This window comes from Paenibacillus sp. UMB4589-SE434 (genome assembly GCF_030226685.1).
Taxonomy (GTDB): Bacteria; Bacillota; Bacilli; order Paenibacillales; family Paenibacillaceae; genus Paenibacillus_B.
In genome coordinates, this window is sequence record NZ_JASOYK010000003.1 from 42,666 (window position 1) to 65,395 (window position 22,730).

General features: G+C 42.8%; 20 protein-coding genes and 1 pseudogene. 14 read left to right on the forward strand and 7 right to left on the reverse strand.

Annotation, left to right across the window (positions count from 1 at the left end; all coding sequences use genetic code 11):
* Nucleotides 1–4: 4 nt before the first annotated feature.
* Complete coding sequence (locus QP775_RS12815) at nt 5–1,132, reverse strand: DUF3626 domain-containing protein (RefSeq protein WP_285106535.1); 1,128 nt, start codon at nt 1,130–1,132, stop codon at nt 5–7.
* Between the two features lie 558 nt (nt 1,133–1,690).
* Here QP775_RS12815 and QP775_RS12820 point away from each other — a divergent pair.
* From QP775_RS12820 to QP775_RS12845, 6 genes are all read left to right on the forward strand, one after another.
* Complete coding sequence (locus QP775_RS12820; RefSeq protein ID WP_285107256.1) at nt 1,691–2,713, forward strand: aminoglycoside phosphotransferase family protein; 1,023 nt, start codon at nt 1,691–1,693, stop codon at nt 2,711–2,713.
* A 642-nt stretch (nt 2,714–3,355) separates the two neighbouring features.
* Nucleotides 3,356–4,999: a sensor histidine kinase gene (locus tag QP775_RS12825; RefSeq protein ID WP_285106537.1), complete on the forward strand. Its 1,644-nt coding sequence runs from the start codon at nt 3,356–3,358 to the stop codon at nt 4,997–4,999.
* Nucleotides 4,996–5,742, forward strand: a complete 747-nt coding sequence (locus tag QP775_RS12830) for a LytR/AlgR family response regulator transcription factor (protein WP_285106539.1) — start codon at nt 4,996–4,998, stop codon at nt 5,740–5,742. Before QP775_RS12825 ends, QP775_RS12830 begins: the two co-directional genes overlap by 4 nt.
* Before the next feature lie 160 nt (nt 5,743–5,902).
* Nucleotides 5,903–7,168, forward strand: a complete 1,266-nt coding sequence (locus QP775_RS12835; protein WP_285106541.1) for an L-lactate MFS transporter — start codon at nt 5,903–5,905, stop codon at nt 7,166–7,168.
* Between the two features lie 293 nt (nt 7,169–7,461).
* Nucleotides 7,462–8,121, forward strand: coding sequence for a type A chloramphenicol O-acetyltransferase (gene catA, locus QP775_RS12840; protein ID WP_285106543.1), 660 nt, complete (start codon nt 7,462–7,464; stop codon nt 8,119–8,121).
* A 227-nt stretch (nt 8,122–8,348) separates the two neighbouring features.
* Nucleotides 8,349–8,810: a metalloprotease family protein gene (locus QP775_RS12845; RefSeq protein WP_285107258.1), complete on the forward strand. Its 462-nt coding sequence runs from the start codon at nt 8,349–8,351 to the stop codon at nt 8,808–8,810.
* Nucleotides 8,811–8,940: 130 nt separating this feature from the next.
* On the opposite strand, the gene QP775_RS25755 is transcribed toward QP775_RS12845, so the two are convergent.
* Nucleotides 8,941–9,813, reverse strand: coding sequence for an SRPBCC family protein (locus tag QP775_RS25755; RefSeq protein ID WP_350338970.1), 873 nt, complete (start codon nt 9,811–9,813; stop codon nt 8,941–8,943).
* 24 nt (nt 9,814–9,837) lie between these two features.
* Nucleotides 9,838–10,317: a MerR family transcriptional regulator gene (locus tag QP775_RS12860; protein ID WP_285106545.1), complete on the reverse strand. Its 480-nt coding sequence runs from the start codon at nt 10,315–10,317 to the stop codon at nt 9,838–9,840.
* 355 nt (nt 10,318–10,672) lie between these two features.
* Here QP775_RS12860 and QP775_RS12865 point away from each other — a divergent pair, with 355 nt between their 5' ends.
* Nucleotides 10,673–10,828, forward strand: a complete 156-nt coding sequence (locus QP775_RS12865) for a hypothetical protein (RefSeq protein WP_285106547.1) — start codon at nt 10,673–10,675, stop codon at nt 10,826–10,828.
* A gap of 348 nt (nt 10,829–11,176) precedes the next feature.
* On the opposite strand, the gene QP775_RS12870 is transcribed toward QP775_RS12865, so the two are convergent.
* Nucleotides 11,177–12,946 carry an oleate hydratase gene (locus QP775_RS12870; RefSeq protein ID WP_285106549.1) on the reverse strand — a complete coding sequence of 590 codons (1,770 nt, stop codon included), beginning with the start codon at nt 12,944–12,946 and terminating at the stop codon, nt 11,177–11,179.
* 175 nt (nt 12,947–13,121) lie between these two features.
* Here QP775_RS12870 and QP775_RS12875 point away from each other — a divergent pair, with 175 nt between their 5' ends.
* The 5 genes and pseudogenes from QP775_RS12875 (at nt 13,122) to QP775_RS12895 (ending at nt 17,168) form a co-directional block, all read left to right on the forward strand.
* Nucleotides 13,122–13,676, forward strand: coding sequence for a TetR/AcrR family transcriptional regulator (locus QP775_RS12875; RefSeq protein ID WP_239333970.1), 555 nt, complete (start codon nt 13,122–13,124; stop codon nt 13,674–13,676).
* A 342-nt stretch (nt 13,677–14,018) separates the two neighbouring features.
* A complete protein-coding gene (locus QP775_RS12880) occupies nt 14,019–14,813 on the forward strand; it encodes a MerR family transcriptional regulator (RefSeq protein ID WP_285106551.1) in 795 nt (264 codons plus the stop codon).
* A gap of 108 nt (nt 14,814–14,921) precedes the next feature.
* Entirely contained in the window at nt 14,922–15,719 is a 798-nt protein-coding gene (locus QP775_RS12885) for a type II CAAX endopeptidase family protein (RefSeq protein ID WP_285106553.1), read from the forward strand.
* 297 nt (nt 15,720–16,016) lie between these two features.
* Nucleotides 16,017–16,326, forward strand: a pseudogene (locus QP775_RS12890) (alpha/beta fold hydrolase); the annotation flags it as partial.
* A complete protein-coding gene (locus QP775_RS12895; protein ID WP_285106555.1) occupies nt 16,323–17,168 on the forward strand; it encodes a DUF2785 domain-containing protein in 846 nt (281 codons plus the stop codon). The pseudogene QP775_RS12890 and the gene QP775_RS12895, both read left to right, overlap by 4 nt.
* 360 nt (nt 17,169–17,528) lie before the next feature.
* Here the strand turns inward: QP775_RS12895 and QP775_RS12900 are convergent, their stop codons facing one another.
* From QP775_RS12900 to QP775_RS12910, 3 genes are all read right to left on the reverse strand, one after another.
* Entirely contained in the window at nt 17,529–18,602 is a 1,074-nt protein-coding gene (locus tag QP775_RS12900) for an LLM class flavin-dependent oxidoreductase (RefSeq protein ID WP_285106557.1), read from the reverse strand.
* A gap of 667 nt (nt 18,603–19,269) precedes the next feature.
* Nucleotides 19,270–20,208 (reverse strand): MBL fold metallo-hydrolase, encoded by a 939-nt coding sequence (locus tag QP775_RS12905; RefSeq protein WP_285106559.1) that lies wholly within the window; start codon nt 20,206–20,208, stop codon nt 19,270–19,272.
* 94 nt (nt 20,209–20,302) lie between these two features.
* On the reverse strand, nt 20,303–20,533 hold the full coding sequence (locus QP775_RS12910) for a hypothetical protein (protein ID WP_239333958.1): 231 nt from the start codon (nt 20,531–20,533) through the stop codon (nt 20,303–20,305).
* Between the two features lie 838 nt (nt 20,534–21,371).
* On the opposite strand from QP775_RS12910, the gene QP775_RS12915 reads away from it, so the two are divergent.
* A complete protein-coding gene (locus QP775_RS12915; RefSeq protein ID WP_239333956.1) occupies nt 21,372–21,899 on the forward strand; it encodes a DinB family protein in 528 nt (175 codons plus the stop codon).
* Between the two features lie 264 nt (nt 21,900–22,163).
* The gene (locus QP775_RS12920; RefSeq protein ID WP_239333954.1) at nt 22,164–22,718 is read left to right on the forward strand and encodes a methyltransferase; all 555 of its coding nucleotides are present in this window, start codon (nt 22,164–22,166) and stop codon (nt 22,716–22,718) included.
* Nucleotides 22,719–22,730 lie beyond the last annotated feature (12 nt).

The window sequence follows — 22,730 nt, forward strand, 5'->3', positions numbered from 1 at the left end:
CTCCTTATATGGGCTGTCCGTATCTTACAAGGATGTGCCAAAGCTGTTTGAGGTGCTGTGATGTCTCGTTAGGGGTGCCCCAGTCTTGCCAACTTTCAGGATTAAAGTGGAGAGTTGCTGCTGCTCTACCCAAGGTGACTGCATCTAACTCACCTGGTCTTATAGCGAACCCGCGACTGACACGTTCTGCAAGAGGAGGCATCGCTGGACCCCGGAAATCGTCCGGAACAGTCTGCGCCGAAAGTCTGAAACCAGGATGCCAAGCTAGGTTTACATTGTATTTAGAGCACAAGGTTTCAAGTTGATCACCAATCGGCGTCTCTTTATACGACGAGTCCGCAACTAGAGCCTCGACATCCCTGGACATTTTGATGTCTCCATGGACTTGAGTCTCAATGTAGTCATCTAGTGATCGTCCAAGAACAGCACAAGCATCGTCGAGTGTGACTTCGTGCAGCTTGAGAAGATGTTTTACAAGCTTCGGTACATCAGTATTTGGAGAGCCAAGCGCTTCGCGGGTGATGTCTGTGTTTCCTAGCAGCTCGGCTAGCACAGTATCAAATATATCGATCGTCCCTACATGCTTCGAATCGGTATGACTATCGCCGAATGTAAATGTGCAGCGGCTCAAAATATGAGGGCGCAGTCGAAGATAGCATGAGCCAAAGCGTGGGGATGCACCATCCACATAATTCATTAGGTTGAGAGCACCGTATTTCGGTCTCTCGTAATCTCGTACGCCGTCCGATTGGTAAACTCCACCGAAAAGCTTTTCCTCCCAGCGATCGCGATCCCCGCCTGGGAACGCCGTACGACTTCCGTTGGAAACGCCGGTTACAAATTGACTATGGTAGGTTCCATCTCGCAGTAGGCCCTCAACAACGGTTAGACCGCTCGGCAGAATTCGGTCCGGATGGAAGTTTAATGCGACACGAGCGTGCATACCGATGCCCGACATGAGATCGTCAATAGTCACGGAGATCACGCCAGTACGCACTAGAATTCTCTCCGCTGACTCTCGCACGTGACATCGCATTAGCATCGCACTCGATTTAACATGATTAAGCGCAAGCACCTGTGCTGCGGTCAACGTAGTCAGGGAACTGGTTGATTGAGATAAGCTTTCATCCAATTTAAGTCCTCCTCGTATTCAACTCAATATAGCTAGTTTGTGATGAGAGAGCTTCTCGCCATTGCGACTATTCGATTCCAAGCGGCCCAGGGTAGATTCGATATGCTAACCATTTTTCTTCCATTTTATTGTTCGAAGCAACAATTATGCAATAAGTTTCTTGTCTGTGCTGTAAGGCATTGATTTTTTTACCAAATCAGGTTATTTTATAAACAGCTTAGCGATAAGCAAGTTCCTGGCACGAAGGGAGATGTTTTTAATGGCAGCTACTTATATGGTGGTTTGGTCTTAAAACTGAATAGCAGGCATACATGAAAAAAGTGGGAAAACGCCCGTATTATTTGGTATGCCGTTCAAAGTAACCTTTCGTGAATATAGCTGTTTGCAGGATACGATGAAGGTCGTATCTTTTTTTGCGTCCTGATGCCACGCGACAGCAGCTTCTTTAGAGGCTGCTTGTCCGTGGCATTTTTGCGTCCAAAAAACAGCATTGAGGGCTCGAAACAAAACAATCGCCATGTGGAGCAAGCAAACGAAGAAAAATGGAGGATCAAAGAAATGGATATAAAATTCGAAACGCTAATCTATGCCGTAAGCCAACGGTTCAAGAAGGATATCGTCTCGGCCGACTACCAAACCACGCCGTTACAGGGCGGAACCGTGGGAAATGTATACTTGGTAACGGGAATCGCCGAAACCGCAGATGGCGAAAAATTGCCGTACCATATTGTGTTGAAAAATCAGAAGAAATGGGAGCGTTACGGCGACCCGGATTCATGGCGCCGGGAATATGATCTCTATGCGTCTGACTTGGGAGCAACGTTCTCAGATTCCTTCCGCTGGCCGACCTGCTACCACGCCGAGATCAATGCCGAAGAAAATAAATTCCAGCTGTGGCTGGAATATATCGATGGCATAAGCGGTTTAGACTTGACTGGTGACATGTATGAACAGGCCGCGCTGGAGTTAGGACGCTACCAAGGCAAGCTGTATGCGGAGCAGCCAGCTGTGCTGCAGAGCTTGACCAACCTGAGCCATGCGGATTTCATGAAGAATACGTACCTGCATTACCGGTCATGGCCGGTTGTCTACGATTATATACGCTCGGAGGACTGCGAATTTCCGCAGCACGTGCGGCAAATGCTCATCGACATCGATGAGCAAGCAGACGAGATACTCGCCCGCATCGAAAAATTGCCCCTCGTGCTATGCCACCGGGACTTCTGGGTGACCAACCTGATCTATGCCGACGGGAAAATCGCTCTCATCGACTGGGATACATCCGGATGGGGCTACCTAGGTGAGGATCTCGCAAGCCTGATTGCGGATGAAGCGGATATTGATCACATGGTCGAATACTACCAGCGATGTGTCCCCGCATATTACAAAGGCTTTTCGGAATATGCGGATGTATCCCCTATCGCCGATAATTGCATCTACGAGCTGATCCTTCTCGTATTCGGCTACAGGCTTGTGGAGTGGTATCTTCACACGGAGGACGATGACGAGAAGACAAAGCAAGTCCATACGCTCCAAAAAATCTATGAAATAAAGACCAGCCTTGCACAGAGTCGACTCTAAAAAAGAACTCCGAAAACCCTTGAATGTAGTGGGTTTTCGGAGTATCTTTTATTACTCCCATTCAATCGTCGCTGGCTGCTCGCTCGTGATGTCGTAGACAACCAGGGGCATTCCAGTCAGTGAATTGACATTGAAATTGACAAACGTTTACGGCATCACATCGGAAGCTCCGATGTACATCATCGTCACTGGAAACTTCATGGATTCCTGTCGAGATTTTGCCTTATCTTCTTCGACTTGAGCTTCAAGGCTGTACTCCTGCACCATAGGTACAGATCCATCCGTGTGAATAATATTTTCAGGATAAGTAGAGAGTTCTTGCTCTAATTAAAATATGTTCCGTTTAACCTCGCTGCGCCTCCCGCTATGGATTACGCCCTCACTAATTAGCACTTAAAAGTAATCTCCAATACTTTTAATGCCATCTTCCTTCAAAAACTGCAGCATTGCTAGATTCGAGGCGAATGAACTTTTCTCGTCTTAAAAACTAAAATAATCTTTTATGTCAAAATAACGGCCAACGAAGTGTATGTTAAATATCCTGTATGGATTTGGAACGTGAAAACAGAGCAAACTTTGATAAAATAAACAAATAACAGCTTGTGATAACGGGAGGTAGTTTCCATAGACGGAGATTTCACGATGCTGCTTCAGCTCTTTGAACGGGCAGCATTATTGCTAATTATTTTGTTTTTCTTAACTCGTATTCCGAGCTTTAAGCAGATTCTGCAAAAAGAATCGCTGGCAACGAAGGAGTTCACCGTCGTTACGATTGTGTTCTGTACCTTTGCACTATTCGGCACCTACTCAGGCATCGATGTGGAAGGATCGCTCGTCAACGTACGGATCATCGTGATTATGGCAGGAGGAATTCTTTTCGGGCCTTGGGTCGGTCTTGTCGTGGGTGTGGTGTCCGGAATCCATCGTTATTTGATCGATATCGGCGGAGTGACCTCGATTCCATGTCTCATCACGAGTATTATTGCGGGGCTGGTATCTGGCTATATTTATCTTCGAACACCTAAAGCGAAACGTTGGTTTATCGGGATTCTTGCCGGGATGGCTTGCGAGGCATTAACGATGCTGTTGATCGTAGTCATGGCGCAGCCTACAACATTAGGTCTAGAGATCGTATCCAAAATTGCAACGCCGATGATTCTAGGGCAATTGAATGTAGGATTGATCATTTTGTTAATTCAGAATGTAGAAAGTGAACGGGAAGGAATCGCTGCGCAGCAAGCGAAGTTGGCTTTGGACATTGCGAATAAGACATTACCCTATTTCCGCTCCATCAATACCGACTCATTGCACAAGATCTGTTCTATTATTAAAGAAGATATTCAAGCCGATGCAGTGGCGATTACGGATGCCTCGAATGTGCTCGCTTATGTCGGTTTTGGGGAAGATCGCTATCAATTCCGGCATGAGATTATAAGTGATATGACCAAAGAGACGATACGGAGCGGGGAGTTCATGATCAGCAACCATGCGTTGGACGATGCGCTGCCCGGCATTCAATCCTTACTCATTATTCCGTTGAAAGAGCGAGAAGAAGTTACGGGGACCTTGAAGATTTATTATCAGAAAGCACATAAAATTACCTATCCGCTGCAGACTATGGCCGTCGGTTTATCCCAGATCATTTCGACATTAATGGAAGTTTCCCGTGTGGAAGAGATAAAGGAGATGGCCAATAAAGCGGAGCTCAAAGCGCTGCAGACAACCATTCAGCCTCACTTTTTGTTCAATGCGTTGAACGCGATTGGTTCCTCGATCCGGACTAGACCGGATCAAGCGAGGGAGTTGATTGTCAATTTATCCGGTTATTTGCGATATAATTTGGAGCTAACGGATGAATTGATCGATATCCATAAGGAGCTGGAGCAGGTTCGGAACTACGTCGAAATTGAAAAAGCACGCTTTGGAAATCGGTTGCAGGTTGTTTATGATGTGGATGAAATCGCGGTGAAGATTCCCAGTCTCATCATTCAACCATTAGTGGAGAATGCGATTGTCCACGGTATATTGAAGGTGAAAGGGCCTGGTACGGTCACCATCTATGTCAAAGATACAGAAGATTACATTCGGATTGGTGTGCAGGATACTGGCGTGGGTATCCGAGAAGATATGATTAAACAGGTGATGGAAGAGCGTGTTCCACCGAACCATATTGGTCTTTTTAATGTTCATAAGCGTGTGAAGCTCATTTTCGGGCATGGTGTTACAATAGAGCGGCTGGATCAAGGAACGAATATCTTTTTCGACATACAAAAGGAGACACGATGAGAGCGATAATTGTGGAAGATGAAGTATTAGCCAGTGAAGAGCTGGAATATCTGATTACCAAACATAGCCGCATCGAAATCGTGGAACGATTCGAGGATGGCCTTGATGTGCTTAAATTTCTGCAGGAGAAGGAAGTCGATGCGATTTTTCTCGATATTAACATCCCATCCCTGGACGGAATGCTGCTAGCGACGAATATCAGTAAGTTCGCGCAAAAGCCGTATGTTATTTTTACAACTGCTTATAAGGAGCATGCTGCTCAAGCGTTTGAACTGGAAGCCTTTGATTATATTTTGAAGCCCTATGACGAAAACCGAATTGCCGCGATGTTGCGTAAGCTGGAGGCCGCCTTCGAACGGGAGCTGCAGCAAGGAGGCAGTTCAAATCCTGTGGATAGCAGGCAAAGAACTGAGGAGAAACGCATTAATCTGCTGAAAAATGATAAATATATCGTAACGGATAGCGATGACATCTACTATGCGGAAGCACAAGAGAAGGTGACGAATGTATTCACGAAGAGCGGTACCTATACGATGCCGATGAGTATTTCGGACTTTCATGCGATGCTGCCTCAAGATCGATTCTATCGTTGTCATCGTTCCTATACCGTCAATTTGTTGCAAATTCATGAAATCGTTCCATGGTTCAACAATACCTACCTGCTGCGTTTACGTGATATGGATGCCAAAGTGCCTGTCAGTCGAAGTAAAGTCAAAGAGTTTAGGCAGTTAATGCATATATAAATGCAGTTCATTCCGTAATCCCGTCATTCCATGTCGCTCTTGGCTCAAGAAAGCGTTTTATCTTGTAAGATAAAGGTGTGAAAGCAAGGCGTAAGAAGCTTTCACTTCCCTGCTGATAACGCACAACTTGATCATAGCTGAATGGAAAGAGGGATCTATCATGAGAACGCATCAAGCAACTGGGTCGCAGGTCAACCGATGGATGATCGTCCTTGGAACAATCATTGTACAAATGGGTTTAGGAACCATATATACGTGGAGTTTATTTAATCAGCCATTAGCGGACAAATTTGGATGGGGGCTTAGCTCCGTATCGATTACGTTTTCCATCACCAGTTTTGCACTGGCTTTTGCGACACTGTTTGCTGGTAAAATTCAGGATCGTATCGGTATTCGGCATTTGACGATGATTGCAGGTGCTGTTCTCGGGGCTGGACTCATCGCTAGCTCACAGGTTTCATCGTTGTGGATGTTGTACTTGCTTGCTGGTGTGGTTGTTGGTTTTGCGGATGGGACAGCGTATATCACATCGCTATCGAATTTAATTAAATGGTTCCCTGAACGAAAAGGATTAATATCGGGGATCTCGGTGGGTGCTTTTGGGACAGGCAGCTTGGTCTTTAAATATATCAATGCGAATTTCATCAATACCATGGGGGTCTCCTACGCATTCCTAGTCTGGGGATTGATCGTGATGGTGATGGTGATTGCCGGTTCGTTCTTAATCAAAGAAGCCGTAATCACAGAAACGCCTGCAAACGCAAATTCTCAATCGCACAGTGGGCGGAATTACACAGCCAAAGAAATGCTGCGTACAAAAGAAGCATATATGCTCTTCATTATTCTATTCACAGCTTGTATGAGTGGTTTGTATCTGATTGGCATCGTCAAAGACATTGGTGTGCAGCTTGCCGGACTTGATATCAGCACAGCAGCGAATGCGGTAGCTATGGTAGCGATTTTTAATACAGCCGGCCGGATCATTCTCGGCGCATTGTCCGATAAAGTAGGACGTATGAAAGTGGTTGCTGGAGCGCTTTTCGCAACGGCATTGTCTGTTATGACTTTAAACTTCGTACCTTTGAACTTGGGGACCTTCTTCATATGTGTGGCGGTGATCGCATTCTGTTTTGGCGGTAATATCACAGTCTTCCCAGCGATTGTGGCTGACTACTTTGGCTTGAAGAACCAAAGTAAGAACTATGGAATCATTTATCAAGGTTTCGGTTTAGGTGCCTTGGCTGGTTCGTTCCTTAGTGCTTTGTTCGGTGGCTTCCATATTACCTTTACCGTCATCGCGGTCTTGTGTATGCTCTCTTTCTTGATCGCGATCTTTATCTCAGTACCTGGTCAGCGTAATCAGTCGAACAAGAACCAAGAAGTGAAACAAGATGTTGTGCTAAAACCGCATTACAATGTGGGATAATCGCAGTGTAACATAGTAGTGGAACCTCCTATCGTTAAGAAGAGCTGCTGCAGGTGTCAGAAAATCAAACAGGTGTCTTTCGCACATATAAGTTGTGCAAAGGACGCCTGTTTTTTGTTGCACAAGGAAATCAGTTGTAAGCAACATTTTTGATGTTTTGGCTATAATTATGGTAGACTCATCGTTAAAGAAAAAATATATGATTAGGATTGTGATGAGGATATGGTTAAAGCAGTCGATATAACCTTCTAAAATGAAAAATGCTTTTATTTTAGTTTTAGGAGGTATAATAGATGATTTTCAATCCGATTGACATGGATAACTGGAGTCGAAAGCCCTATTTTGAACATTATTTAAACAATGTCAGATGCACCTATAGCATGACTGCAAATATTGATATCACCCTGTTGCTGGAAGAACTTAATAATAAGGGAATTAAGCTGTATCCAACACTAATCCACATGATAACTACCGTGGTAAACCGCAATGTTGAATTTCGCACATGTATTGATTCTGAGGGTAGGTTAGGTCATTGGGATAGTTTATCCCCTAGCTTTACCATTTTTCATGATGATGATAAGACTTTTTCAAGTATCTGGACGTTGTACAGTGAAGAGTTTGATGATTTCTACAATCGTTATTTAGATGATATAGAAAAGTACGGAAGTATTAAACGATTTGTCTCTAAAACAAGCGAGCCACCGAACACCTTCCCCATTTCCAGTATTCCGTGGGTCAGCTTCACGGGTTTTAACCTGAACGTCTATAATGAGGGGACTTATTTACTACCCATCTTTACCATGGGGAAATATTTTCGGTGTGACGAAAAAATACTGTTGCCGTTGTCGGGACAGTTTCATCATGCCGTTTGCGACGGCTACCATGCCGGCGTGCTGTATAATGAGCTGCAATTACGTGCAGATACCTATAAGCAATGGTTGCCAAACTATTAAGTAGATAGGCAGGGCTTGTCCCTGTCTATTTGAACTACATGCTACCTTGAATGTGCTCTAATTATGAATGGAAGATGGTAATATATGTGGAGTGAGAATGATCTCTGATAAGTTGCGATACGGTGGTGGGATAATTGGTAAAGTGGTTTCAAAGACTACCTGAAGTAAACCTTGACTTATATGAATGGACGCCATTCATACGAAATGACTGGTTTCGGAAGCACTTTATGAAGTTTGTCTATGTCATGTGGATTTTTTTATTTCTAGCGCCCAACTGGCTCGGGCTTGTAGAGTTCACAAATAACGTTGCGACGACAATAAAATTTCCCGTTATTCTCATTGTTGTGATTGCAGTTTTTATAACACATGAGATGCTTCACATTATTGTTATCAATAAGAAAGGTGATATTAGCTTAACATACACTGGATTTCATTTTTGGCTTAATACGAATGCAGTTCTATCGAAAATGAGGTTTTGGTTATTCATGAGCCTACCGTATATAGTATTGTCAGTAGTTCCAGCGATCCTTTCATTCTTTTCGTCAGGTAAAATCAAGGCACTGTTAATATTTATTTGTTGGTTAAATTTGATCATCTCATCTTCCGATATCATTAATTCGTTTTTAATCTTCATAAAGCCTAAAAACTCAATATTTTGCAAAGGATTTTATCGGGAAAGAGAGCAGTAAGCTTTTAAATAAAGGGCACCACATATTATTCATGACTAATATATGGTGCCCTTTATGTTTAAATGTAGTTATTTATTAACTTAGTACAGTTGTGCGGGCAAGAGTATCGGATGTATGGGGGTTATCGTACCTATACAGAAAGCCTCTTCACGAGCGATCCGAGCCTGTCTAAAACTTGTTCATTCGCTTCTTCGCATATGGGTTTAAGCTTGTTGTATTCTTCCTTTGTTTCGAAAGCTTGCCGGAAAGTGATCTCCGTCCCACCATCAACTTCCTCGAATGCGGCAGTCAGAATAAAGTGAGGGCTGGATTCGTGCCTCAGCACAATACACTCCGGCCCGATTTCATGAAAAACGTTTCGGTTCGGAAAGTCGTCCCCATTAGGGCCATGCATCGTAAGCTCCCAGACGCCCCCCGGTCTTAAATCGAAAGAGTGGAACGTATTCGTAAAACCGTCAGGTCCCCACCACTCGGCGAGGAGTTCTGGCTCCGTCCAAGCCTGGTATACCACACTTCTAGGGGCATAGAACTTCCGACGAGACACGAGTTCAAAGATATCTGGATTACTTTCTCCAAGGGATTTTCCGAGAAGTTCCAGCATTTCCTTTGTCCCATGTTCACGTTGTTCTGGCGTATCATGGCCGTCGAAAAACGTTCCCTGCTCTGTAAATATCATTTTGGCACCATCGCTGACCGGCATAATCTCAATGGTAGCGATGGAAACTGATATCCGGATTTCTCCTTGGTCTAAACTGTATGTGTATACCAGACGTTCGTTGGGCACGATTTCCTGGTAATTGGCCTCAAATGTAAAGATGGGTCCACCTGGTGGGCCACCTCGACCAAATTCCCGTCCACCGACGCGGAAGTCAAATTCCTCTGCAGGCTGGAACCAGCGCGCCTTGGCTTTCCGGTCCGACCATGCCGCAAATACCCGTTCCGGAGCAGCATGGTAAATGCGCTCAATTTGAAATGTAGAGTGAGTCGTAAATCGTTGTTTCATAAGTAAATCCTCCTCTTAGAGAAATTATGTCGAATTATCGTTTAGAAAATCGCCAAGCTGATCGAAACGTCGTTCCCAGTTCAACCGATGTTCTATAATATCCTTTTCATGGTTCAACTTCATCGTTTCCAGAAGTGAAATAAATGCACCAATTGAAGGTGGCTCCTGGTGGTTCATTCGTTCGGCTACGCGTTCAAGCTCGGCCAAAAGCTTCTGTTCGTTTTTTATATTTTTTCGGATCCGTTCAATTTGAATAGCCACGATATCCGACGGGGTATACGTATGGCCTTTCAGCACCGTCTGAATTTCTTCAAGCGATAAACCCAAATCTTTAAGAGACAAGATTGGTTGCAGTCGTCTGATATCGGCTTCGTTATATAACCGATGACCGGTTTTGGAATGCCCTGACGGTGAAAATAAACCAATCTGATCGTAAAACCGCAATGTGCGGATTGTAAGTCCGGTCAATTTGGCGAGATCACCCACTTTCCAATGCTGCTGCATGATCCACTCCTTTCTTTGGCGCTAGCTGTTTACCGGTGTCTTTAGTTTAAAACGTGACGTTGCGTAAGGTGCAAGAGGTTTTAAAAATAGTTGAGCGAAGAACTGCAATGAGACTGTTTCTTCGGTATTTCAACTTGTTGCTTAAATTCTCCTGCCTAGTTAAGCTCAAGCAGGAGAGGAGAGAGACATTTTGTCAAATTTTTTGATATAGCACTTGATGCAATGTCTACCCGTTCTTTATAGCCATTACCACCAATTTTTAAAAACGAAGAAAGATTCTAAAAGATTAGCCAGCCTGATATAGTTAATTCATAATACTATGGGAGTGTTCACATGAAAGGATGCTAACAATAAAATGAAAAAAAAGTGGGCGATTAAAGATGCGCATACAAGCAAGGTTCTGTTTATTGAAGGAAGCAATATTAAAGCAGCTGTAGCGAATGAAAATATGTTCGATATTCTTTCATTTTTTGTCGAAGATTGTGATTCTCTTTCCGTAACAACGGGCTGAGATGAACGACATGGAATTAGATGGCCCGAACTAATGATAGCATTTTGAAATTGGCCAACATTCTCTCTGGACGCGCTCTGGATTCTGATCATGTAATTATACTCACCACTGATTCGAAACATATCCGTCACACTAGGTGCTTGTTCGCAACAATACACCAGCGCTTACATTGCCCTGTTTTAACAAGGAAGAACGTCGTGGTTCCTCAGGCCCAGCGCCTGATGTCTATAGTTTGTCATATAACTCGAGATGGATCTTGTTCTAATCAAAAAATGAGGCTGGAGCACGGTGATTTGATTCTCTCACCATTGTGCAACAGTCTCATTTTTTTCTTATATTCGATTTCGTTTAGATTAACTTATACTCTTTAAGCAGCTGCAAGATTCTGGTGTGAGAAATTTTTTGCACACCCGTCATTGCTGCTAATTGGATTGCTGGAGGCAGCTCCATATCGGTTAGTTTCTTGCCATCCATCATTTTCGCTGTGGAATCCAACAACACACGGACATCATAAGCGGATCCAAATACTTCTGGCACGCCGCGGTCAATGTCAAGCAGCGTGTACACAGCTTCCATGGCGGTACGTACCGAATACTCTGTAGTGAATACCGTGTCTCGTGGTGTTTCAGCAAAGTTACCGATAAAGGCAGCGTTGACACAGCCATCAGGAACTACATTCGGACGATCTCCCGCAGCTCTTGGCATGAAGTAAGATGTAACATAAGGCATCATGCAAGGGACACAGTTTGCGGAGTTTACTGCCATATCGTGAATCTCTGCTTCAGGTACGCCCATGTGGTAGAGCCATTCTTCTGTGATCTCGATACCCGTGCAGTCCTTCATCGGTTTCTTGATATAGTCACCTGGCACGTCACAATACAAGCTGTATACCCATACGACGAGTTGGTCTTTTGGCTGGGATTTGAAGTGAGGCTGACGGTTCAGCGTAAAGCTCATCAGCCATTTTGAATCTTTTACCGTCACGATACCGCCGGTAACGACCTTTCCGTTGAATGGATCGCGCTTGCATATTTTTTCGATATAAGGCGGAATCCGGTTATCTAACGTTGTAATGGTAGCAGACTCCCAGTTGCTTTCGGCAATGTTGCCACAGAATTTGTCTGGGCGGCCAAAGGCAGGATCTTGCTCCGCGATCTTCTTCCAAAGCTCCCAGCTTCCACCGAGGGAAGTGTTCATAATGGCAGGCGTATTGTTGTCGCCTAAAGTAGAACTCTCGGTGTTGCTGCCATTGGTGATGAATACCAGATCATTTTCAGTCAGGTCAATGTGTTTTTCGTGTCCGTTTTGAACATAGACCAACTTTTTAGCAACTTTCTTGTTCTCTGACATATCAAACTCAACATTCGTTACGGTCGTTGCATATTGGAAGGTAACACCATGGTCTTTCAAATAATTCATTAGCGGCAGTGCAAGAGACTCGTACTGATTGTATTTTGTAAATTTCAAAGCTGAGAAATCTGGCAGTCCTCCGATATGATGAATGAATCTAGCGATATATCTGCGCATTTCTATAGCGCTGTGCCAAGGCTCAAACGCAAACATCGTTTGCCAGTAAAGCCAGAAATTCGAGTTAAAGAAATCTTCTGAGAAGACATCTGTAATTTTCATATCTTCAAGCGCTTCTTCTGGAGTAAAGAACAACTTGATAATTTCCAGCGAAGCCGTTTGGCTAAGTGTGAATTTGCCGTCAGTATGTGCATCCTCACCACGATTAAGGATCGCACGCTGTAGAGAGTAGTTCGGATCTTCCTTGTTGAGCCAGTAAAATTCATCTAATACCGATGCACCCTCCGTTTCAAGAGAGGGAATGGAGCGGAAGAGATCCCATAGGCACTCGAAGTGGTTTTCCATTTCCCGGCCACCGCGGATAATGAAACCCCGGCCGTCATCGTAGATGCCGTCTAATCCACCTCCGACAATATCGAGTTCCTCTAAAATATGAATGTTTTCCCCCTTCATCTGACCATCACGTATGAGGAATGCAGCTGCGGACAGTGATGCAAGACCAGAGCCGATCAGATAGGCGGATTTTTGATCAACACCTAGTGGTTTCTTTGGACGGGCAAATGCTTCGTAGTTTCCATTGCTGTAATACATCCTAACAACCTCCTTGAGTGTTCTTACACCTTCACTTTAAAGGAGTATGAAAGGAATAAAAATAGACACTAAAAGCCCTGTGTCTAATATTTCAACGTTAGGTGCCCTATGTCTAAAAAATCTATAGATTATGGTAAAATAATAAGAAACATCGCATCATAAGGAGAGGTTTCTTATGCATCCGTACACCAAGCATGCATTGGCTGATGCATTGAAGGATATGCTGGGCACCAAGACTTTAGATAAAATAACGGTTAAAGATTTGGTGGAAGCCTGCAAGTTAAATCGCCAAACCTTTTACTATCATTTTCAGGATATTTATGACCTGCTTGGATGGATCTATAAAACGGAGGCACTAGGCGCTATCCAGAATAACAAATCCTATGCAACCTGGCAGCAGGGGCTATTAATTATTTTAGAATATGTGGAAAGCAACAAGTCGCTTTGTATGAACACATGTCGTTCTCTTGGAAAAGAGCATTTGGAGATGTTTTTAAATCAGGTTTTATTTGAACTTCTAAGCAATGTCATTAATGAAGTTTCGGTTTCCCGTGCGATTTCGGAAGAGGACAAGACGTTCATCGTTCAATTTTACAGCTATGCCTTTGCAGGGACACTACTGGATTGGATTGAGGATGGGATGAAAACGCCTTGTGAGGCGATCGTGAACCACATCGTTCGACTGATGGATGGGCGTTTTATGGATGCAGTGGAGCGGTTTAAGAATTAGTTCTTCATAATATCTTCATGCGAAACACAAAAGACCTTTTAAACGACAAGCTGCTTGTGTATGTGCTTCAATAGATCTTTAAACAAGTTCGGATCATGAAGCTTTACTAGGCGAGGTGCCAGAAAAGATAAGTTGTAAACCAACGATAGTAATTGACGACGTTAAGATAAAGAACCGACTTTTTATAGTCGGTTCTTTTGATTACAATATGGTGCAACTTAACAAATGGGTACTATCCGGCAGGGTTCAAGCCGCAGAGAGCAGGTCACTGTGCAAAATAATCCGACAGCCCTTTGGATAATAAAACTATAAAGAATATGTGGAATGATAGAGGAGAGCACGATGTACAGCATTGGACAAGTAGCTAAGTTTTTAGGTGTATCTAGAGATACATTGAAATTTTATGAAGAAAAGGAATTAGTCAAGCCTGAGCAAAATACGGAGAATGGGTATCGAGAATATAATCATTTTGATATCTATGATATAACAGCAATCAATTTCTATAGAGAAATGGATATTGAAATTAAAAAAATCCAGGAGTTAAAAAAAGGGAAGAGTATAGAGGAAATACAATCATTACTAGAAGAGAAAGAACAAGCAGTATTAGAGGAAATGGAATATAAAAAGCAACTTTTAAAAAAACTACAGAGTGTTAAAACGGATTGCGAGAAAATAAAACGATTCTTAGGCAAATACACAGTAAAAGTAATGAAGCCTTTAGAAATAAAAGGAGAAATCGATCATTTCACTGCGTACGATGAATATGCAACTCTAAAAGAGAACACAGACAGCCTGAAAAAAGCAGTTACACTAACCTCTTTAACAAGAGTCATAAGTTTTAATGACGAAGGCATTCTGGAAGATAAGTTTCTCATTGTCAGAAAAGTAGATGACTTCGATAAAAAAATAGAAGGTGCAATTCTAGCTCATCCCAAATGTATGTATACCGTGATTGAAGATGGAAGATGGTCGACGGGTGGTGCAAATATTGACCATAACGTGGAAGCCAGCTTAAGAAAAGTAGCAATTGAAAATGGGTATGAGCTTTTGGGGCAGGTTTATATTAATCTATTACTTACCACTTATGAAGATGGGCTTGAACGTGTGTTTTTTGAAATGTATGCACCAATCAAATGATACAGACCCGTATTGACCTGTGAGTAACTCCTAGGTTTAAGCTAAAGTTATTCGTGAATAGGAACGTTAACTTATTCGCGAAAAACATAGTTGAAGCGGGGATTGTGCATGAATAAAGAAAAGAAACTAAAAAAACCAATAACAAGTTTTGTTGTCCTAACCAATATCATTTTTTGGCCGTTGTTTTGTCTTGCAGGAGCTATAAAGATGTTAGGATTTCCTGCATGGCTCTTTGATGTCGCGTTTATTATAGCGGCTTGGTCCTCAACCTTTGCTTTTGCAATTCTATTTAAAAGGATCTATCCCGGGGAAAGCTTTATCCAATTTGCAAAAAATAAATTCAAGAATAAACTTAAACTCTCTGTGCTTGTTGCTGCGGTTAGCATTCAAACTTTTATATTTGTGATAACCTTGTTTCTCGTAGCTAAAAATAGTGAAGTAGGTTCTATGTTTGCAATTTCGTCATGGGGAGTATTGAGCTATCACTTTTTTCTACAACTTGTTTCTGGGGCAATGGGAGAAGAACTAGGGTGGAGAGGTTTCGCTCAAATGGAGCTCCAAAAGAGGCATTCGCCATTAAAAGCTTCGATCATCATAGGATTTTGGTGGGGGCTGTGGCATCTACCTCTATGGTTCACTACAGGATATATGGGTATGGATCTAATCAAATATATTATTTTCTTTATGATTGCACTTTTTGCTACGAAGATCGTCATGACTGCATTTTATAACTTAAATCATAATTTAGGCGTTCCAATTATGATCCACCAGTTGTTTAATTTCTTTATTGGCTTAATAAACGGAAACTTACTAGATTTAATCATGTACAGCGCAATTTTGTATGCTGTGGTGGCTGTTATACTCATCGTTGTAAATCCCAAAAACGTATTGTATGGAACGAGATAAAAGCAAGGGGGCTTAGTTAAACAAAACCATCATTTCGATGGTTTATTTTTATGTACAAGACATCAAGTGATTTCGGCGATTCAGTGCAAAATGTTTAAAACAAAAAAACTTAGAAGTAAGCAAATTATCAATTGGTATTCTACAAATTTCTTTTGGCGTGGTTTCAGCTAAAGTCACAAAATAAAAAATGAGAAAGTTCGCGAAACTATATAATACTCAGAATATTATGGAAATATTAATAGCGTGAAGCTTATAATTGAACTGGGTGATTAAAAGTGACTATACAAAATAAAAAGAATGGTGGGACATTCTTTTGGTGGTTTGGTCGCTAGATTATATGCCAACCTTTATCCACTGAACATCAGCGGTATGGTTTTGGTTGATGCTGCACCGGAATATAAAGAACTTGCCTTTGAAAAGGTTCTACCCGAAAATCTGCTTGCAAGAAATATTGGAAATCGAGCAAAGACTCCAAGCAGAATTCCAATGGCTATCAACGTCAAGCAGGTACCGGATTGCTAGTCGAAGTGGACATTATATTCATCATGATGAGCCAGAGGTTGTTATAGAGGAGATTATGTTAATGTTGAAGGAGATAGGGAAATGAGCGATACAAGGGCCAAATTGATACTGGATTTGCAAAGAATTGAGAAGGATGAGTATCAGTTACGCGAAGGTGAGCAGCATCAAGATTTCTTACCTTTGTTACTTCAATATATTGGCGATCCTCAGCCAGAATTACGGGATAACCTGATTTATCCGATGTTCTATATGTGGATTAAGGAAGAGAATAGATTCAGTGAAGAGGAGTTACGAAGTCTCTTAACTGTTCTGACTGATGAGAACCATTTGTTCTATAGTATTGGCAGCGAGGATGATCAGTCAGTTTTTACAAGGACGTTCTCTGCCTTACCTATCGCTTTGATTGTGCAGCGCCACAGACAGAATCCATTTCTCAATCAAGCAGAAATTGAGCAATTAATGCATGCGATGCTCCGTTATTATAAAGAGGAGAAGGATCTGCGAGGTTACCTTTCAGTAGGAGGCTGGGCTCACAGCGTGTCCCACGGTGCGGATGTTTTTGTCGAACTGGTGCAGTGCAAGGAGAGCGGCTTCGCAATGCTGCGTGAGGTTCTTGTTGTTATTTCTGGCATGCTTCATAATGGTAGACACATTTTTAGCGATGAGGATGATGAGCGGTTGGTAAACATCGTGGATACGATGATTGACAAAGAGTTACTTCCACATCAAGAAATCGCTGATTGGATTAGAGGCTTAGCGGAATGCTGTAATTTGCCGAGAAGTCGCAGTCAGGTGATTGCTCGCGTGAATAGCAAGAATTTTTTACGCAGTCTCTTTTTCAGAAGGGGACAAGATAGCCGAGGGAATGAGCTTAACACTGTCATACTTGGTACTGAGGCAAAATTGAACAGGTTTTCTATCAGTTAAAGGATTAGAGGGGCTGTCCCAAAAGCCATGTGAAATTGGCTGAGGGATTTTGCCCCTTTTTATGTCAAGGAAAACAAAAAGAAATCATCCTTTCGTAAAGTGGTAGTACTACCCGCTACACTTAGCTACCGGTACTATCACGTCCCTTGTTGATTTAGTAAAATGTATCTCTTTTCTCTTTCTAAAGTGATCATCTACATTAATCCCAATTAATTTACTTAAATACATATAATGTGTGCGTTATATACTTTAAATACTATAAATAATATATCTAGTTATTAATTATTTTAAGTAATTAAAAAAGCATGTACTATTACTTTACATGCTTTAAATACGATCTATTCTTTTAGTATAGTTATCTTATGCCTTGCCCTCAGTAAGTGCAAGTTCCTTGCGCACGAGCGGCGCAACTTTCGTGCCAAGCAGTTCGATCGAACGCAGAATATCACGGTGCGGGATTGATCCGATGTCGCAGTGCAGGAAGAAGCGCGTCACGCCCAAGTTACGACGGAGCAGCACGATTTTTTCAGCGACATACTCTGGGTCGCCGACATACAAGCAACCCTTCAATTTGCAGTCCTCATCGAAGGTTGCGCGTGTATACTGAGAACCCCAACCGCGCTCGCGTCCGATCTTGTTCATCGAGGCTTGTGTCCCCGGGAACAGCAGCTCCGCTGCTCTTTCTGAGGAATCCGCTACAATGCCGTGCGAATGGGTCGCGATTTGCAGCTTATTTACATCGTGTCCAGCCGTTGCCGCAGATCGCCTGTAGCGCTCGACAAGCGGCGCAAAACGCTCTGGCATGCCTCCAATGATCGCATAAACTACAGGCAGGCCAAGCATGCCGGCTCTAACGGAAGATTCCACGTTACCACCGGTGGCAATCCAGACAGGAAGCGGATTCTGAACAGCTCGCGGGTATACACCCAGATTGTCTAGGGCCGCGCGATGGCGGCTTCCCCGCCACGTCACTTTTTCCGACTCACGGATAGCGAGCAGAAGTTCCAGCTTCTCATCATACAATTGCTCGTAATCATTCAAGCTATAACCGAACAGTGGGAAGGATTCAATGAAAGAACCGCGGCCCGCCATGATCTCGGCACGTCCGTTTGAGATGGCATCAAGCGTTGCAAACTGCTGATAGACGCGTACCGGATCGTCCGAGGATAGGACGGTCACGGCGCTGGTCAGCCGAATATGCTTCGTCTGGGCTGCCGCTGCCGCCAGAATAACTGCCGGGGCCGAAGCGGCATACTCATACCGATGATGTTCGCCGATGCCGTAGACGTCAAGTCCAACCTGATCGGCTAGAACAATCTCCTCAACCGCTCGCCGAATTCTTTCGGTATGGCTTATACGCTCGCCCGTCGCCGGATTTGTAGATGCCTCCAAAAAAGTACTGATTCCAATTTCCATTATCGGTTTATCTGTCATCGTGTTCGCCTCCTATATTTTTATTATACTATATAATATAAAGTAACATAACTTTTATTAGTTTAAAAGGATACAAAAATGATCTCCGCTTTTTAGATCCCTTGGGTCAGCCAGTTCCTTCAGCTTATCCTTCTGTCTGCTTTCCAATCCAGTTATGAAACTTCTTTATATTCCTATTGGTGAGGAAAAAAGTTGTGGGTGAGACGTCCAGTTACCGAGATCAACTTCAGAGGCGGAACCTCATGATTCGCAATAAGTATGCTCATGGGTTTAGCAACCTATGTCCAGATTGTTGGGTCAGCGGTACAGCAAATGCAGGAATGTTCGAAGAATGAATTCAGAGTTAAGCAATATTAAGCAATAGAGTTCGGGGGAAACCACGCAGCTGAAGATACTGAGCAGGATGCCGCTCTACCACCGCTTCTTGTTCAGAGAAGGTAAATTGCATTGCAACTTGCAGATGAAGTGATTAACTATATAAAGGCCGTCAGCTGCCGCTACAATGGACATAACCTGATGGTAGTATGCTCCAAAGGCGGCGTGACGACCCATTATTTTACTATGACGACCGAGCGTTGATTGCAGTGGATGGGAAGGTAAGAGCAGGTGAAAGTGTCACCATTACGCCCTAACCCTCTTCGTAGCTAACGCTGGTGTCGGCGTTAGATCATGGCCAAGAACGCTCACCTTTGATAACCTGTGCGCCCATTTCCAGATCACTTTTATTCTTGAAGTTTGGATGAGCCTTCTGCATCGCTGCAATCAGTTCAGTGGAATTTTTGGCTTGCTTTGCCGCAGCTTCAAATTCTGCAATGTAGTCACGTGTAAATGCGACGCTGGATATAGTTTCAGAGCTTTTGTCCAGATAATGACCTGGGATAACACGTTCCGGTTTCAAGTCCGAGATGCGATCTAGAATCTCCCGCCAGTGATCACGACTCTCTGGCGTCTGGTTGTCTGCCATCCAGACGTGCAGGTTTTCGTAGATTGGCACACCACCTAGGATGGTCTTTTTGGACGGAACCCAAAGGACAGTGTGTGACGGATCTGAACCGTCTAGACCGATCACTTGTACGGTTTCGCCATCTACCGTCAGTTTATCACCGTTAAGAACTTCAGGAACGATTAGTGCTGCCGGAGCGTCGTCTTTTAGGATCGGACTCCAGAAATCGCTCTTGATCTGGATAGTTGCCTTGATCCTTTCTACAGTGGCCGGGGTGGCAACGATCTTAACGTCAGGAAATGCCTCACGGATCGCCGACAGACCGAAGTAGAAATCGGGATCCTTGTGGCTAATGTAAACGGTAGTCAGCTTCTTTCCGGTGTCGCGGATCATCTTGACTAGTTGTTCGGCGTTTTTCTTTTCGAACTGAGCATCAACGAGCAGTATCTCATTTGGCCCTTCGATCAGGCTCGAACTGACGGAGAAGAGGCCGTTTTCCCCAGGATTGAACGGCGTGATCTTGAGATCTGTCGTTGGCGCTTGAGTTCCTTCACTCGTGGTATTCTTCGTACTTGCCTCGCCGGTGCATGCGCTCAACAATAATGTGAAACAAAGTAATAATATAACTCCCATTGATGATTTCTTATTAAACATCTTAAACATCGTCTAATCTCCCTCTTTTCTTATATTGATAACTTGAAACAGTAATATAACGCTGCTCGCACACAATGCTCGCTTAGATTCGCTCCCGACATCGTTAAATAGATTCAACCATAGCTATTAATGCCAAGCCGTCTGCAATGTGTTGAAACATGTCGGTTGAATAGGCCCTCGGTACGGCGTATTTTTGGGCGATGACGCAGAACGGGACTTCACTGACGCTACGCAGGCTCTTCCTCGCCGCGTGAACTTTGGCAGAATAAGCATCGCCAGCAAGCACTTTGAGTGCTTTCTCGCGATACAGCCCGACTTGTACCACTAATTCCATCAGTGTTTTGTGGTCCTAAATTCCAAGAGTAGGTAAAGTATGCCCGGAACAGTTTCTGTGCATTCGGGTGCAATTTACCTAGACTGACTACATACTTTACCAATCTATAGGCATCGAATATGTTTGTCAGAATCAAGCTGGAAAAATGGACTGGAAAACCTATTTCCTTTGCTTACCGCTAAGATTTTTGTCTTATCGTAATCGCCTGGCCCTACCTTATGCCCCACTAGGTGAGCAGCATGTCATGCACGTCGTAATCCATATCACTCCTTTCTAATATTTCGAGATTCATGTTGTAACCAATGTGATTACAACTATTCCAAAGAAAAGGTTCACTCTTTCATGTTGATATGTTCAGTAAGTTCAGAAAGCAACCGCCGAACGATAAACGAATTAGTACCGATGCCACCAGTATAAGCCATTTCGATTTGCACTGTGCATACTAGTCTGGAGCAAGCAATGAAAGAAGATGAACCGCTTTGGAAAATTTGCTGCTTATTTGTATTACTAACACCCTTGGGATGTAACCATTATAGTTACAACGTACAACAAGTGTCAAGAGTTCATTAAAAATTGTTCTAATATCCGAAATTAATTTTGTACCTATATATAATATGACGAAGTACTAAAATGGATAAATAAAACAGTTTCTATTATTGAAAGATATTGTTCCAATTGACTTGTTGTGCTAACGTAAACGTATGATATAATTCTTGTTCTCCGCTGCGTAAAGTGTTTGGGGGTACTCCATTTGGCACAGAGTGACGAGGGTGTCTTTTTATTTAAATTTGCAACAATAAAGTTAACTTATAATTAATTGTAGAGAGGAAAAGTTAAGATGTTGTACGATTTAAAAGGCGAAACTTATATGTCACCTATTGTGGGAATATTATATTCCGCTGTGAAAGAAAACAGCCAACGATTACACTTTATTACGGATAGCATGTCGCAAGATGAAGTAGACTATAAGGGTCCTGATAATAACTATAATAGTACCGCTCAGTTAATTAGCCATATCTTGTATGTAGACCTTAATTGGGTTTATAGGATAAAAGGAATAACACTTCCTCAATCTTTAATAGAACAGTATGGCCCTATGATAGGTGACAATAATAGGCTTCCAATGGTTAAAGGGAAGTCTTTGAATACACTCATGTCTAACTATAAAGATGTAATAAACATGTTAAAAGATACATGTGCACAATTGTCAGATGACGATCTGGATAAGGTTGTAACTTTCGGACACGAAAATGAAAAGCAAGCAACCATTCGTTGGGGACTATGGCATATAGCTGACCATAGCCGCTATCATCAGGCTAATATTAATCAGCTTAGAAAGTGGTATAAAGGAAATTCTCATGCCTAATTAAAGGGTACCCCGTACTTGAATAGCTGTCATTGGACTTAGTAAATATTCTCGCTTTAAAATTTTAAATTACATTCATGACTGTTGCGTGAGATGATAGATTCCAAATAAAATGGTCTATTAGTTACATTGAAAATGGAAGCGTTTCCATAATTGTATTTTTGTTACATTATGGAAGAAAATGAGCGTTGTCTGCTTATATTATTAAATGATAAAATGTACATAAGGTTAACAATCGATTTACTGGAAAGGATGAATAATCATATGAAAAAACTTATGAAGGTCACCTCAGCAGCCCTAGTAGCAACAGCCTTTGTCACAACGAGTCTTTTGCCTTCAGCCGTTTTTGCCGCAAGCAACGAGACCGTTCATCCATTAACAGTAACAGAGAAATCCATCCCATTACAAAGCAATATGGATAAGGCTATTCATGCAGCATTAACAGGTCCTGAAGTGAAAAAGTTAAACGTATTAGGTCATGAATTTAACGTGAAGCCAGCTTCGATTACAAAAAAGGATAACCTAACAAATGTATTTGGACAAATATCTCATCACTTGAGCTATCGTCCAGACGACCAATTATTCTATCGTATTGTCATAGAGAATGGCGAAGTGAAAGATGTGGATATCAAAATTGACCGTGGTGGATGGACAAGCTTATCCGCTCCATTCCTTGCTACTCTAGCGAAGCAAAATGATATTCCCGTTACGCTCGACACCTTGCAAGCGCTCGGACAAAGACTAGGAAGTTATATGGATGGCAAATGGGAGCCAGCAGCAGAAGCTATTATTTCATCTATTGCTTTATATGTTAAATAATAGCGTTGGAGC

What these genes read in the sequence shown, in the direction of transcription:
- QP775_RS25755 (WP_350338970.1), bottom strand. Translation starts at nt 9,813, where the DNA reads ATGAAACAACGATTTACGACTCACTCTACATTTCAAATTGAGCGCATT.
- QP775_RS12895 (WP_285106555.1), top strand. Translation starts at nt 16,323, where the DNA reads ATGAGCGATACAAGGGCCAAATTGATACTGGATTTGCAAAGAATTGAG.
- QP775_RS12875 (WP_239333970.1), top strand. Translation starts at nt 13,122, where the DNA reads ATGCATCCGTACACCAAGCATGCATTGGCTGATGCATTGAAGGATATG.
- QP775_RS12885 (WP_285106553.1), top strand. Translation starts at nt 14,922, where the DNA reads ATGAATAAAGAAAAGAAACTAAAAAAACCAATAACAAGTTTTGTTGTC.
- QP775_RS12860 (WP_285106545.1), bottom strand. Translation starts at nt 10,317, where the DNA reads ATGCAGCAGCATTGGAAAGTGGGTGATCTCGCCAAATTGACCGGACTT.
- QP775_RS12880 (WP_285106551.1), top strand. Translation starts at nt 14,019, where the DNA reads ATGTACAGCATTGGACAAGTAGCTAAGTTTTTAGGTGTATCTAGAGAT.
- QP775_RS12865 (WP_285106547.1), top strand. Translation starts at nt 10,673, where the DNA reads ATGAAAAAAAAGTGGGCGATTAAAGATGCGCATACAAGCAAGGTTCTG.
- catA (WP_285106543.1), top strand. Translation starts at nt 7,462, where the DNA reads ATGATTTTCAATCCGATTGACATGGATAACTGGAGTCGAAAGCCCTAT.
- QP775_RS12820 (WP_285107256.1), top strand. Translation starts at nt 1,691, where the DNA reads ATGGATATAAAATTCGAAACGCTAATCTATGCCGTAAGCCAACGGTTC.
- QP775_RS12835 (WP_285106541.1), top strand. Translation starts at nt 5,903, where the DNA reads ATGAGAACGCATCAAGCAACTGGGTCGCAGGTCAACCGATGGATGATC.
- QP775_RS12830 (WP_285106539.1), top strand. Translation starts at nt 4,996, where the DNA reads ATGAGAGCGATAATTGTGGAAGATGAAGTATTAGCCAGTGAAGAGCTG.
- QP775_RS12825 (WP_285106537.1), top strand. Translation starts at nt 3,356, where the DNA reads ATGCTGCTTCAGCTCTTTGAACGGGCAGCATTATTGCTAATTATTTTG.
- QP775_RS12905 (WP_285106559.1), bottom strand. Translation starts at nt 20,208, where the DNA reads ATGTTTAAGATGTTTAATAAGAAATCATCAATGGGAGTTATATTATTA.
- QP775_RS12910 (WP_239333958.1), bottom strand. Translation starts at nt 20,533, where the DNA reads ATGGAATTAGTGGTACAAGTCGGGCTGTATCGCGAGAAAGCACTCAAA.
- QP775_RS12915 (WP_239333956.1), top strand. Translation starts at nt 21,372, where the DNA reads ATGTTGTACGATTTAAAAGGCGAAACTTATATGTCACCTATTGTGGGA.
- QP775_RS12845 (WP_285107258.1), top strand. Translation starts at nt 8,349, where the DNA reads ATGAAGTTTGTCTATGTCATGTGGATTTTTTTATTTCTAGCGCCCAAC.
- QP775_RS12900 (WP_285106557.1), bottom strand. Translation starts at nt 18,602, where the DNA reads ATGACAGATAAACCGATAATGGAAATTGGAATCAGTACTTTTTTGGAG.
- QP775_RS12920 (WP_239333954.1), top strand. Translation starts at nt 22,164, where the DNA reads ATGAAAAAACTTATGAAGGTCACCTCAGCAGCCCTAGTAGCAACAGCC.
- QP775_RS12870 (WP_285106549.1), bottom strand. Translation starts at nt 12,946, where the DNA reads ATGTATTACAGCAATGGAAACTACGAAGCATTTGCCCGTCCAAAGAAA.